The organism is Micromonospora sp. NPDC049900, from assembly GCF_044461025.1.
In the GTDB taxonomy this organism is placed as follows: domain Bacteria; phylum Actinomycetota; class Actinomycetes; order Mycobacteriales; family Micromonosporaceae; genus Micromonospora.
Genome location: NZ_JBITKM010000029.1, coordinates 17,660 through 29,133, shown reverse-complemented (window position 1 = coordinate 29,133; position 11,474 = coordinate 17,660). Strand labels below are relative to the sequence as shown.

Sequence of the window (11,474 nt, the reverse complement as noted above, 5' to 3'; positions counted from 1 at the left end):
GGGTGACGATGACGGTGACGAGAGCCCGGCAGCCATCCCGGCGAACGACCACCCTCTACCACCCGCCACCCATACCGCAGGACCACGGCCGCTCCCGGAGACGTGTCCACAGCGACTGACTCAAGGGCACCCCGTTTCTGCTGAGCACTTGCTTCTATGCCTGGCTTCCATCCGATATCGAACGTCCCCCGACAAGCAGAACCCAGCCAAAGGAATGTCGCCAGATATCCGGGGGGATTTAGAAGTTGAGGGATGCACGTACGGCGTCACGCCGGAAAGCAAGAACTATCGTCTGGTGTTTTTGGCGAGCTTATGGTACAAATAGCGAAGGGGCCGCTCATTAGAGCGACCCCTTCAGGAGGAACTAGTTGTAAGTAGGCTGGAACTAGCGATCGTTGTGCTTCCGCCAAAGCGCGATCAAGATTCCGGCTGCGGTCAGGGCTCCCAGCCACGTCAGGGTGGGAGCCCTGACCGTTGGGATCGCAGTGAGGTTGTTGAGCAGCTCTACCAGCGCGGATGCGAAGCTCAGGCTGATCAGCGCCTCGGCGTCGCCGTCCCTAGAGTTGGGCTCCTGAGGCTCGGTTGGAGCGTTAGGTAGTGCCAAGTGGGCCTCCCATGGTGAGTTGATGTAACTGCCCGAACCGATGTATTGGATCGGCGTTTTCTGCATGGACAGCGTCTCATGGGGACAGCCTTTCGTGCCACGTGCCGGTTGCGGTCGGATCGCACTACCCTCGTTGGTCAGACTGGCGATTCTGGCCCCCAAAGAGTCTGGCTCAACTGGTTCAAATCTAGGACGTTGCTGGTCGTCGTCACCGAATGTCACGGGCGGCAGTCGATAGCCCGGTGAGCGCTACCTGAGGTAGTAGAGCTTGAAGCGGGGCCTCCCGTGAGACAGGCCCCCGCGCCGGTGCCGGCGCCCGACGCGGGGGGTGAGTTGTCGGTGGCCTGCGGGCCGGGCCTTGCTCCACCTGCGCGTGGCCGTGGCCAGCAGCCAGGCCGGTGACCTCGCCGACCGGTCCAGTGTGAGCGCCGTTTCCCGTCGAGGGAGGCCGCAGCCGGCTTCCTGTGGATGACGCGACGGCTTGTGGATATCGCCCTGATCTTGACTTCTCGTGCTATGGGGAGCGGCCACTCACCCGTAGGGCACCTGCTGCGGATCAGCGCCTCTGCGCGTCCTGTCGCCGTTGGGAAGGCTTGACGGATGGGCACTTCGATCGCCGATCTAGCGGCTGCCCCCCGCGACGGCAACAGGTAGATCCGCGTCAGCGAACTTCTCTAGAAGTCGCCAGGCCGCTTCCCCACGCGCAGCTCGGCCGTACAGGGTGTCCGCAGCGGCCTGATAGCCGGCGACGATCTCGGGGTCCTCGATGAGGGCCACGTCGCCAAGTGGGGTGTCGACGTACACGAGGTCGGGGTCGAGGTCGTTGTGGAACTCGTGTGCCGTGAACGGGCCGACCAGCCTGGCGTTGGTGGCGGTGTCGTAGGCGAGGACGGCGAGGTCCAGGCGGGGAAGCAGGGTGTGTATGCGTTCGATCTGGCGGCGCATGATGTCGCGGTCCTGGGTGGGGGTGAGGGCGCGTCCGTCGAGGACGATGCGGATCGTGGGCTGCCGTGGGCTGTTGAGAAGGCGGTCCTGCCGTTCGCGCAGGAGTTGGATCTGGGCGTCGGTGGCCTGTGGGTCGGCCCGGTGGCAGGGGCGGGTGTTCATCAGGAGGCGTGCGTAGTCGGCGGTCTGGAGCAGGCTCGGCACGAGGTAGGGGTGGTACTGGGTGATGCGTTGGGCGTCGTCCTCGTAGCCGAGCAGGTCTCGGTAGGAGGCGGTGGCTACCTCGTGGTAGGCGCTGGTCCAGTGGCGCTTTCGGGCCGTGTGGGCCATGTCGAGCAGGTGCCGTATCTGGTCGGGGTCCGTGATCTGGTAGTAGCCGAGCAGAACTCGAAGTTCGTTCGGCGAGATGCTCGACGTGCCGTTGACGATGCGTTGAGCCTTGCTCTGTGACCACTCCATCGCCGCGCGGATGTCTTCCTGGGTATGTCCGTGCTCGCGTCGGAGCTGGTCTAGGAGGCGCCATAGCCGTCTGCGGACGGTGGCCGGTCCTGGCCCGTCGGGTGTGTCCGTCATGCTGTCGAGTTCCTTGTGTGCCTGTGCGCGCTGGTCGTTACGGCTGTGCGGGGTTGCTCGGGGTGGTGGGTAGCTTGCGGGGGTCGATGTCGACGGTCACGGGTAGGTGGTCGCTGGCCGCGCGGGTGACAGGGGTGTCGATCACCGTGAGGGACCTGACCGCGGGCAGGACCGTCTTGGTGCCGTGGATGGTGTCGATGCGCCGGGCGATGCCTCGGGCGCTGTAGGGGCAGGTGGGCCAGTGCCCGGTGGTGGCCTTCCAGGGGCTGCGGGAGGCGGCTGCTACGTCGTGGAGCCCGCCGGCTTCCCAGACCTGTGCGGGCCTTCGGTCGGCGTGGTGGCGTTGGCGGGGGTGGGTGGGTTCGTGGCATTGGTGGACGAGGTCGGGCCACCAGGGTCGGCCGGTGTAGGGGTCGGGGTCGTAGTCGGCGCCGTTGGTGCGGGCGGCGCCGATGGAGTTGAAGTCGGAGCCGATCAGGGCCAGCTCGTGCGGGCGGGTGACGGCGGCCAGGACAGCCTCGGCCTGGTCGATGCGGCGGTGTCGGCCGTAGGCGGGCGCGTGGTAGGACGCGAACGTGATCGGACGGCCCTCGACCTGGAAGGCGAGCCGGACCATGGAGCCGTAGCCGATGCCGCGCCATCCGCCGTCGTGGTGGACGGCGGGACTGTAGGTGCGGAAGGTGTGCGGTAGCGGCACGAGGCTGGGTCGCTAGAGCAGCGCCGTGTGCACGGTGTTGTCGCCGACGGCGACGGCGTGGACTGTGCGGGCGGTCCCGTTGGTGGGGACGGTGCTGGTCAGGCCGGTGCGGTCGGCGAGTTCGGCGGCGAGGCGGGCGGCGCTGGCTGGTGGGCTCTTGAGTTCCTGGACGGCGATGACGTCCGCGTCGAGGCTGCGGATGGTGTCGATGACCCGCCGTTGCCGGCTGGCCTCACTGAGGCTGTTGGGGTTCAGGGTCAGGTCGAGCATGTTGTAGGTGACGAAACGCATTCGGGTGACCTCGTGGATGTCAGTGATCGGCATGCCGCTGGCTCGCGTCGGTGTTGTTCGTGCTGGCCATGGCGTTCGCCGGAGCACTGACGATGGGGGGCGGGGCGCTCGGGTGGTGGGGGCTGTGGGAGGTGTGTCGGGGTGGGGTGATGCCGAGGGCGCGGGCTGCCAGTCTGGTGGCGAGCGCGTAGGTGGTGACGGTGGCTGCCATGCCGACTGCCATCGGCCACGGTGCCGTGGTGGCGTTGGTGGTGGGGTCGGTGGTTCCGGCGGCGACGGCCACGACGGCGATGAGGCCGTTTTGCGCGAGGTGGTAGCCGAGGGCGGCTTCGAGGCCGCCGGTGTGGACGGTGAGCCAGCCGAGCGTGACACCGACGGTCAGCACACCGAGGGTGCCCCACCAGCCGCCGCCGATGCCGTGCAGCGCGGCGAAGATCACTGCCTGGACGCTGATCGCGGGCCACGGTGAGTGGAAGAAGCGGCCTACGGCTTGGAGGATGACGCCTCGGGTGACGTATTCCTCGGCGGCGACCTGGCCGACGAGGAGGGCGAGGGTGACGTGGAGGATGGTGAGGTAGGGGCCGATGCCGATCCAGGTCGAGGTGCGTGGTTCCGCAGGCCCGGTGTCGGTGCCGGCAGCGGCGATGACGGCGGTGAGGGTGCCGAGGCAGAGCGCGAGGATGATGCAGGCCCCGGCGATGGCCAGGCACAGGGCCAGCCACCACCAGCGCAGCCGGCCGGTGACGCTGCTGAGCGTGCCGATCTTGCGTCGCTCGCCGTAGCGGACGATCAGCAGGGTTGTCGGGAGGATGCAGGCGATCGCGGCGAACGACAGGACCAGTTCGGAGGAGGCGCCCAGGACGGGTAGCCCGTCCGGGGGCAGCCACTCCATGATCAGGGCGACGGGTACCGGGGCGACCAGAGTGCCGATCAGCACCGCGAGCAGCGTCAGGAGTACCCGACGGCGGGAGATGTGGTGTGTGAGCCGGTGGTAGGGGATGCCGGCCGGCGGCATGGACGAGGGCATGGGTGCGGGATCTCCAGGGTGCGATGAGCGGGCTGCGGCCGATGGGGACCAGGCCGACGAGCAGGACGTGGCCGTGGGCGTTCAGGAGCGGGTACGGCCCGGTGGAACGCCGGTGGTGTCCGGCGTGGACGGCGCGATGGTCATGACGAGATGGCGTAGGACGCAGCGCACGCACGGCAGTGCCCGGTCAAGTCGGGTGTCCGCGACCCGGTGTCCGATGTCGGCCGAGGTGGGCAGGGTGGTGGGCTGGCCGGTGACGTGCAGCAACAGGATCGTCATGCCGATGATCGGCAGGTTGGTGAGCAAGGAACAGGGTGGCCTTTCGGGTAGCTCTGGTCGCCGCAGGTAATCGTCAGCGGGGTGCTCGACGGTGACGGGCTCTACCGGAGGGCCGTGGCGGGCTCGGGCGGTACACCGTCTGCGTCGCTGTGGCCTCGCTGAAGGATGAGGACGGACGAGAACAAGCCCGGCCGGGGTGCGGCGACGTGTTCCTGCGCGGCCAGCATCTCGCCCGTGGCCGGATCGATGACCAGCGTGGTGGTCGAACGGTCGGCGACCACCCGGAAGCCGAGCCCGGCTCGCCCGGCGAGGTCGGTGGTCTGCCCGTGGTATTCGATGCCGGGCACCGTCGCCAGGACGTGCAGGGCCGTCGCACGCTCGTTCTGGTCGAGGTATTGGCTGGCGGCCAGGCCGACGACGCCCCAGGTGAGCAGTCTCGGGTAAGCGGGTTCGGCCGCCAGCTCCGGCGGTGCCAGCAGCCCAGCCAGGGCGGCCGGGGCGGTGGGCAACGGTGCGGGCAGGTACGGACGCAGATCGCTCCGGTAGCGGGTCGTGGTGGGCGAGGCCTGCGTGAACAGGGTCTGCTCCTCTGGTGTTGGCTGGTGGTCGACGCCTCGCACGTCGGGTGCGTGGCGGGTGACGTCGCTGCCGGAGCCGTTGGGACGCCGCCAGCGTCGTAGGTCTTCGCGGCGGATCGCGCCGCTGGTGCGGGTCCACGTTTGGAGGTGCAGGTATTCGTAGGAGAGGTCGGTGGTGCTGTCGGCAGGGACCGGACCGATGCCAGCGGCGATGGTGGTGAGGCGTTGCTGCGGGGTGAGGCCGGGCGCGGTCGCCGCCGTGGCGGCGGGCTGCTTGCCGCCGAGCGCCGACGAGGGCGGCGCGTTCGCGGGAACGGCCGGTACGGCATGGCAGCCGGCAAGCAGGACGCTGCCGAGAGCAGCGGCCACGCGGCGGGCGGGTGCGGTCAAGCGAACCATGGGTGTGCGGTTTCCTTGCTGTGGGTTGGTCCGGCCCGAGGGCTGCCGCGCCGTTGAGGCAACCTCGGGTGCCGGGTGTCGGTGGCTTAGCCCGCCAGCGTGGCGAGCGAGATGGGTCGGCCCGCGCGGCGCAGGGGCCACAGCTGCGGCCCGCCGTGCAGGCGTAGCGGTGTGCCCGCGTGGTAGCCCTGCCTGGTCAGGAAGTCCCGGACCATGCCCGTGGTGGTGACGGTGTCGATCGGATAGCCGAGATGGTCGACGCGCTGGTGGTGGTGCGCGAGCAGCGCTCGACCGAGGCCGTGGCGGCGGGCTTCCGGGAGGACGTGTAGCCAGGCGAGCCAGTGGTGTGGGGCACCGGACCGGTACCGGCGGACCAGAGCGTGGAACTGCTGGAACCGGGGTAGGGCGCGGCCGGTGAAGGTGCTCAGGTGGTAGTCGGACAGCGGTGCGGCCCCCGCCACCGGGTGCTGCTGCCACACGGCGACGGCCGTCATGTCGAGCGTGACATCGACGTGTCCCCACTCCACGGCGTGGTCGACTTCCATCGCGAGCAGAGCGTGGAAGATGTGCTGCCGCTCGACCGGGTCGGGAACGAGCCATTCGGCGACCGGCTCGGCCGCGACGGCGTCGGTGAGTAGCGCGGCGATGGTGGCAACGTCGCCGGCCCGCGCAGGTCGGATTGGTGCCGCGATCACGGGAGCAGCCGTCACAGCGACCGCCGGCGTGGCCTGGTACGCGGGAACGAGGTCCGGCCGCCGGTGGTGGTAGGGGCGCCGCGCCACATCCGCCAGATGACCGGCCCGTCGGTGGGTAGCACGATCGTGGGACCGGCGGTGTAGCCGAGGCGGAGGTATAGCCGCCGGTTACGCATGTTGCTCGCTTCCAGATAGGCCGGCAGGCCGAGGCCGTCGAGACGACGGTGATGGTCGGCGAGCAGCGCCGCGCCGATACCGAGGTTTTGGCGAGTGGGGTCGACGGCGAGGTAGGCGAGGTAGTGGTGTGGTTCATCGGGGTGGAAGGCGTCGAACATCTCCTCCAGCAGCACGAACTTCGGCGCGTGCACGCCCGCGATGCGCTCCAGCGCCTCCAGCCGTTCACGGGTGTCGGTGGGGGTGGGTTCGAGGCGGGGGTACCAGATCGCGACGGCGGTCTGGCCGGAGGTGGTGTACACCTGCCCGTGTTCGAGGCCGTGACGGAAGGCGTCGGTGAAGTAGCGGTAGTAGACGGTGTGTCGGTCGATCGGGTCGGGGATGAGCCAGTCGGCGACGGGGCCTTCGTGGAACGCCTCGGCGAGGACGGCGATCAGCGGCCCGGCGTCGGCCTCGGTGGCGGAGCGGACGAGCAGATCGTTGTTGGTGATGGTCATGGCAACTCCCTGGTCAGACGGATTGACGGACGACGTCGGGGGCGCGCAAAGGTCCGGTTTGGCTGTCCGCGCCCAGGCCGACTGCGGCGTACACGTCGGGGTTGGTGGCGCGCAGGGTCAGCGCCCAGGCGATGCCGAGGAGTGCGGCGGCGGCGTAGGCGGCGGGGAACGCCCAGCGCAGCGGCGAGTCCGGTTCGACCCCGAGAAGGGTGGCGAACTCTCGCAGGGTGACGGTGAGGATCCCGCCGAGCGCGACGGTCGCGGCTCCCGGCGCGATCAAAGACCGCCACGGTCCTTCGGTGTGGGTGATCCGGGCGAAGAAACCGATCACGGCGGCGGAGGTGACCGTCATCAGGATCAGCACCCCGAGCCCGCCGGTCACGGTGACCCAGAAGAACAGATGCACGATCGGATCCGCGCCCGCGAGCGCGTAGCCGACCAGCACCGCGAAGGCGAGCCCACTCTGCACGAGCGAACCGACCTTCGGCGCCCCGGTACGGCGGCTGGTGCGGCCGAACACCGCCGGCAGCACCCGCTCCCGGCCGAGCGCGAACAGATACCGCGCCACGGTGTGGTGGAACGACAGCAGGGCCGCGAACAGGCTGGTGATGAACAGGACCCGGGCGACGGTGATGACGCTGTCGGCCAGGTATGGGGACACCAGGTTGAAGATGAGATCAGTGCCGTCGGTGCGGGCCGCCTCCACGATGCGGTCCGGGCCGGTGGCCACCGACATCGCCCACGCGGACAGCCCGTAGAGCAGGCCGGTGACGGCTACGGCGATGTAGGTGGCACGGGCGATCGTGCGTCGCGGATCCTTCGTCTCCTCCGAGAACACCACCGTGCCCTCGAAGCCCACGAAACCCGTGATCGCGGTAACCAGCGCGGCACCGATACCGGCGGCGAACACGTGCGACGGGGCGAGGGTGTCGAAACTGACCGTCCCGTCGGCCGGATGGGTGACCATGATGGCGTCGAAGGTCAGGGCGACGACGCATTCGGCGATGAGGACGACGGCGAGGACGCGGCCGTTGAGGTCGATCCGCGCCACGCCGAGGACCGCGACGATGGCCCACACGGCGAGGGCGCACATCCACCAGGTGAGGTTCCAGCCGTACCGGTCGTTGAGGAACTGGGCGGTGACCGCGCCGGCTCCGCCGTAGAGGCCGATCTGCATCGCGTTGTAGGCGACTAGCGCGATCATCGCGGCGCCGACACCGGCGGGGCGGCCGAGTCCTCGGGTTACGTACGTGTAGAAGGCGCCCGCGTTGACGATGCGGCGGGACATGGCCACGTAGCCGACCGCGAACAACGCCAGCACGGCCGCGACCAGCAGGTAGGCGACGGGGATGCCGGTGACGCCGGTGACCGCGTACCCGGTGGTCGCGCCGCCCGCGACGACGGTCAGTGGCGCGGCGGCGGCGATGACGAAGAACACCACCGAGGGGATACCGAGCCGGCCACGGGCCAGGACGGCGGACACGGTGTCAGGTTTCGAGCGAGACATCAGTTCTCTCTCAGGGGAGGGGATGGGTGTGGGTGGGCCGCACTCAGGTGGTGCGGTGGCTCAGCACGGCACCGCCGACGACGGCACCGAGATCAGCAAGAAGCTCGCGCAGCGGCAGGAGGGCCTGTTCGACCTGCTGGCGCAGGTACGTGCGGGCGGCGAGGGGTGCGCCGTCGAGCAGGATCGGATCGAGCTGGGTGTGCAATGCGATACCCGCGAGGGCCACATCGAACAGGTCGAGCTGCTGGTAGTTGCGGACCTGGTAGGAGAGTCGGGCCCACGACCAGGCGGCCGTGTTCATGTCCGCCGGGATGTAGACGGTGCGCTGCCGCCACAACCGGCCGACCTGGTGTTGGTGGAGGAGCCCGCGCTGCCACATCCGGGTCGCCACCTGCTCGTAGGCGGTGGTGGCGAGGAACGCCAACCAGGTCCGGGTCGCCGTGTGCTGCGGCTCGGCGACCAGCCGGTCGAGCACGAGGTGTCGCAGCCAGTCCCTCGGCGGCAACGTGTCGGTCACCCGAATATGCCGACCCACGAACGTGATCCGGCCCTCGCCGTACAACTCGGCCAACAGCGCGGCGGCCAGACCGTGCGCCGTCGCGGACTCGAACAGACGCGACCGGCCGGTCTGATCATCGTGCGCCAGATAGAAGAACTCGTCAGCGAGGTGCGTGATGTTCTGCGCTGCGGCGCTGCCGACGGCACGCACCGGCCGACTTGCCGCTACCGGCTCGGCGTACACGCCAGGCGGCGGGAGGTACTCGTCGGATGCGCCGGAGGGTGTGGTGTTCACCGCGGCTGGCCTTCCTGAGTCGATGGGCTGTCAGAGGAGGTGAGAAGCCCGAGCTGCCGAAGAAGCTTCCGGCCGCCGGGATGGCGGCCGAGTTCCTCGATCGCCCAGGCGTGCTGCCCGCACCGGCCGTCCTGGCAGTGGAAGCAGGTACCGCCGTTGCGGTGCTGGAGCGCGGTGTTCCGCGCCGACTCGAAGCGATCGACGGGGCGATCGGTGTCGTCGGTGCCGGTCATGAAGCGGGTAGCTGGCGGTGGAGCGCGGCGACGTTGACCCGTACCTCCATGCACGGCGGATGCCGGTCAACGTGCGGGTAGTCGCACTCCGGCCGGTGACCGAGCACCCAGACCCACTCGTCGCTGCGGTTCGGCAGGTCGCGGACGCCTGCAACGGTGACGGCCACGGACGTCCCAGGGGTCAGGTCGCGGCCGTACGACCAGTCGTTTGCTTCGAGCTGCAGCAGGGTGCCAGGGGTGATGTCGGGGACGGGCTGCGGGCCGCGGTTCACGGCCGTGCCCTTCCACGCCCTCGACGTCGATGACGGTCGTAGTCCAGGACAGGGCGACTGGAGTTCGCTCCGCCCGGCCGGCTCCGAGCATGGGCGCCAGGCGGCAGTGCCGTGTCGTCGCTCGGGTCGTGAGGAGTCGATCCACCGCAGCCGGCATAGCGCCTGGCTGCACCCCCGCAGTCGATGCCGAAGGGCCTATACGGGTGCTCGCCGCCAGCGGGGACGAACCACTTGACGCGCACTGCCATCACCTTTCTATGTGAGATGCGCGGCCGGGCCCTCCCCGGCGCCGACCGCGTACCCCGACCAATGGGGCGCAGGTGCCGCCCCGAACGGGGAAGTAGGGCGACCCTGCACCCGACTCGCGGACGGGGTTCGTCCCGCACCGCTTGCTTCTGGGCAGGCGGCGACGCAGGGCATGTAGAGTCGGGCGCACCTCGCGGCACTCGCCATACCCACCCGATCGCTGCTTGCCCAGACGGGCCTATGTCGATCGGCGGCAGGGACCTCGGATCGACGCATCGCTTGTTGTGCGTCCACCTTCACGGACAGTCCCCGAGGCTGGGAATGCCGTTCTGATCCTGGATCCAACGCGGGTTCTAGTGCCAGAACCAGCCGTGACCAGCATGGGAGCCGTGCATGGGTGCGGCTTGGCCAGTTACTACGCCAGTTCATGGGGTTACGCTCTGCGCCACCGACGGGACACAAGCGCCGTCGGATGGGTCATGCCTGGAGGTGTTGTCATGATCAGTCCACTGGTGCGCCGCCGTCGTCTCGCCGCCGAACTCCATGAACTTCGTGAGCAGTACGGCTACACAGCAGCCCGGCTCGCAGCGGAGATCGGGGTACCGAGGCAGCGCATCAGCCGCCTGGAGAACGGCCACGTCGCACCTGATCTCGATGAATTCAGGCAGATACTGGTTCTGTTCGGCGTGCGGGAACCCCGCAGCAGCCAACTGCTGGCAATCGCGCAAGATGCCCAGGAGCGCGGGTGGTGGGCCAAGTCCGCCGATGGGATGGGCACCCGGCAAGCCCTGTATGCGAATCTGGAAGCCGGGGCGAGCGTCATCAACGAGTACCACATGGCGTTCCTGCCCGGACTACTCCAGATCCCGCCGTACACCGAGGCCAGAATCCGGCTGGACCCACAGGACGGCAGCGACTTCAACCCTGCCTGGTCTCTCGACGCCCGAGCCCGCCGACAGCGGAACCTGGATCGACCAGGCGGTCCGTCCTACGAGGTTGTCATCGACGAACTCGCAATCCGTAGGCTCGCAGCACCACCAGACATCGTCGCCGACCAGCTCGACCACCTGGTCCACGAAGGCCATTGCCGCGACGCGCTGACAATCCACGTCCTGCCAGTTGCGGCGCGGATCCCTCAGCACGCAGTGCCCCGCTCCGCGTTCAGCACCTACCGGTACCCGGACCCCCACGACCCGATCGTGGTGGCCGTCGACACCGCCACCGACGACCTCGTCCTAACCCAAGAAGCGGACGTCCGCCGATACCTTGACCTCTACGAGAAGATTAGGCGTGCTGCGCTGTCGCCAGCCGACAGCCTCGATTTCCTCGCCGCTGCGGCGGAGGAAAGCCGGAAGGAGTACGGAGATGCATGACAGCACGTTCAGTTACTGGCGAAAGTCGACCCGCAGCAGCGGTGGTGACAACTGCGTCGAGGTAGCCGTGGCCGACCGGGTCGTCGGTGTCCGTGACTCGAAAGACCCTACTGGTGGGATCCTGGCCTTTGACTGTGACGCCTGGACAAGATTTGTGAACGACATCCGGATGTGCAAGCCGAGCAAATGACGATCTCGCGATAAAGTGTAGAGTGGGCCAAACGTCGAAAGAATGGCCTGAATCGTCCAAGTTCGTTCGCGGGCGCGGGTGCGGCGCTGGTGGGGACGGAA

At 68.6% G+C, this 11,474-nt stretch carries 14 protein-coding genes; 2 read left to right on the top strand and 12 right to left on the bottom strand.

Annotated elements, in window-relative coordinates; translation table 11 throughout:
• Nucleotides 1-1,225: 1,225 nt before the first annotated feature.
• From ACIBMZ_RS30060 to ACIBMZ_RS30005, 12 genes are all read right to left on the bottom strand, one after another.
• Nucleotides 1,226-2,122, bottom strand: a complete 897-nt coding sequence (locus ACIBMZ_RS30060) for a helix-turn-helix domain-containing protein (protein WP_396699628.1) — start codon at nucleotides 2,120-2,122, stop codon at nucleotides 1,226-1,228.
• A 37-nt stretch (nucleotides 2,123-2,159) separates the two neighbouring features.
• Nucleotides 2,160-2,819, bottom strand: a complete 660-nt coding sequence (locus ACIBMZ_RS30055) for a hypothetical protein (RefSeq protein ID WP_396699626.1) — start codon at nucleotides 2,817-2,819, stop codon at nucleotides 2,160-2,162.
• Nucleotides 2,820-2,831: 12 nt separating this feature from the next.
• On the bottom strand, nucleotides 2,832-3,143 hold the full coding sequence (locus ACIBMZ_RS30050) for an endonuclease/exonuclease/phosphatase family protein (RefSeq protein ID WP_396699624.1): 312 nt from the start codon (nucleotides 3,141-3,143) through the stop codon (nucleotides 2,832-2,834).
• Nucleotides 3,130-4,137 (bottom strand): lysostaphin resistance A-like protein, encoded by a 1,008-nt coding sequence (locus ACIBMZ_RS30045; RefSeq protein WP_396699622.1) that lies wholly within the window; start codon nucleotides 4,135-4,137, stop codon nucleotides 3,130-3,132. The genes ACIBMZ_RS30050 and ACIBMZ_RS30045 overlap by 14 nt, the downstream gene beginning before the upstream one ends.
• Nucleotides 4,138-4,218: 81 nt before the next feature.
• Nucleotides 4,219-4,416: a hypothetical protein gene (locus tag ACIBMZ_RS30040; RefSeq protein WP_396699620.1), complete on the bottom strand. Its 198-nt coding sequence runs from the start codon at nucleotides 4,414-4,416 to the stop codon at nucleotides 4,219-4,221.
• A 101-nt stretch (nucleotides 4,417-4,517) separates the two neighbouring features.
• Nucleotides 4,518-5,393 (bottom strand): hypothetical protein, encoded by an 876-nt coding sequence (locus tag ACIBMZ_RS30035; protein WP_396699618.1) that lies wholly within the window; start codon nucleotides 5,391-5,393, stop codon nucleotides 4,518-4,520.
• Nucleotides 5,394-5,479: 86 nt separating this feature from the next.
• A complete protein-coding gene (locus tag ACIBMZ_RS30030; protein WP_396699616.1) occupies nucleotides 5,480-6,088 on the bottom strand; it encodes a hypothetical protein in 609 nt (202 codons plus the stop codon).
• Nucleotides 6,089-6,099: 11 nt separating this feature from the next.
• Complete coding sequence (locus ACIBMZ_RS30025; RefSeq protein WP_396699614.1) at nucleotides 6,100-6,759, bottom strand: GNAT family N-acetyltransferase; 660 nt, start codon at nucleotides 6,757-6,759, stop codon at nucleotides 6,100-6,102.
• Nucleotides 6,760-6,772: 13 nt separating this feature from the next.
• Complete coding sequence (locus ACIBMZ_RS30020; protein WP_396699612.1) at nucleotides 6,773-8,266, bottom strand: APC family permease; 1,494 nt, start codon at nucleotides 8,264-8,266, stop codon at nucleotides 6,773-6,775.
• A gap of 43 nt (nucleotides 8,267-8,309) precedes the next feature.
• Nucleotides 8,310-9,059 carry a GPP34 family phosphoprotein gene (locus tag ACIBMZ_RS30015; protein WP_396699610.1) on the bottom strand — a complete coding sequence of 250 codons (750 nt, stop codon included), beginning with the start codon at nucleotides 9,057-9,059 and terminating at the stop codon, nucleotides 8,310-8,312.
• Nucleotides 9,056-9,292, bottom strand: a complete 237-nt coding sequence (locus ACIBMZ_RS30010; RefSeq protein ID WP_396699608.1) for a hypothetical protein — start codon at nucleotides 9,290-9,292, stop codon at nucleotides 9,056-9,058. Before ACIBMZ_RS30010 ends, ACIBMZ_RS30015 begins: the two co-directional genes overlap by 4 nt.
• Entirely contained in the window at nucleotides 9,289-9,564 is a 276-nt protein-coding gene (locus ACIBMZ_RS30005; protein ID WP_396699606.1) for a hypothetical protein, read from the bottom strand. Before ACIBMZ_RS30005 ends, ACIBMZ_RS30010 begins: the two co-directional genes overlap by 4 nt.
• Nucleotides 9,565-10,307: 743 nt before the next feature.
• Between ACIBMZ_RS30005 and ACIBMZ_RS30000 the strand changes: the two genes are divergently transcribed.
• Entirely contained in the window at nucleotides 10,308-11,183 is an 876-nt protein-coding gene (locus ACIBMZ_RS30000; RefSeq protein WP_396699604.1) for a Scr1 family TA system antitoxin-like transcriptional regulator, read from the top strand.
• Nucleotides 11,176-11,373: a DUF397 domain-containing protein gene (locus tag ACIBMZ_RS29995; RefSeq protein ID WP_396699602.1), complete on the top strand. Its 198-nt coding sequence runs from the start codon at nucleotides 11,176-11,178 to the stop codon at nucleotides 11,371-11,373. The genes ACIBMZ_RS30000 and ACIBMZ_RS29995 overlap by 8 nt, the downstream gene beginning before the upstream one ends.
• The last annotated feature ends 101 nt before the right edge of the window (nucleotides 11,374-11,474 follow it).

Excerpts from the sequence above, each read along its gene's own strand:
- ACIBMZ_RS30060 (WP_396699628.1), bottom strand. The coding sequence starts at position 2,122 with ATGACGGACACACCCGACGGGCCAGGACCGGCCACCGTCCGCAGACGG.
- ACIBMZ_RS30050 (WP_396699624.1), bottom strand. The coding sequence starts at position 3,143 with ATGCCGATCACTGACATCCACGAGGTCACCCGAATGCGTTTCGTCACC.
- ACIBMZ_RS30045 (WP_396699622.1), bottom strand. The coding sequence starts at position 4,137 with ATGCCCTCGTCCATGCCGCCGGCCGGCATCCCCTACCACCGGCTCACA.
- ACIBMZ_RS30040 (WP_396699620.1), bottom strand. The coding sequence starts at position 4,416 with ATGACGATCCTGTTGCTGCACGTCACCGGCCAGCCCACCACCCTGCCC.
- ACIBMZ_RS30035 (WP_396699618.1), bottom strand. The coding sequence starts at position 5,393 with ATGGTTCGCTTGACCGCACCCGCCCGCCGCGTGGCCGCTGCTCTCGGC.
- ACIBMZ_RS30025 (WP_396699614.1), bottom strand. The coding sequence starts at position 6,759 with ATGACCATCACCAACAACGATCTGCTCGTCCGCTCCGCCACCGAGGCC.
- ACIBMZ_RS30020 (WP_396699612.1), bottom strand. The coding sequence starts at position 8,266 with ATGTCTCGCTCGAAACCTGACACCGTGTCCGCCGTCCTGGCCCGTGGC.
- ACIBMZ_RS30010 (WP_396699608.1), bottom strand. The coding sequence starts at position 9,292 with ATGACCGGCACCGACGACACCGATCGCCCCGTCGATCGCTTCGAGTCG.
- ACIBMZ_RS30000 (WP_396699604.1), top strand. The coding sequence starts at position 10,308 with ATGATCAGTCCACTGGTGCGCCGCCGTCGTCTCGCCGCCGAACTCCAT.
- ACIBMZ_RS29995 (WP_396699602.1), top strand. The coding sequence starts at position 11,176 with ATGCATGACAGCACGTTCAGTTACTGGCGAAAGTCGACCCGCAGCAGC.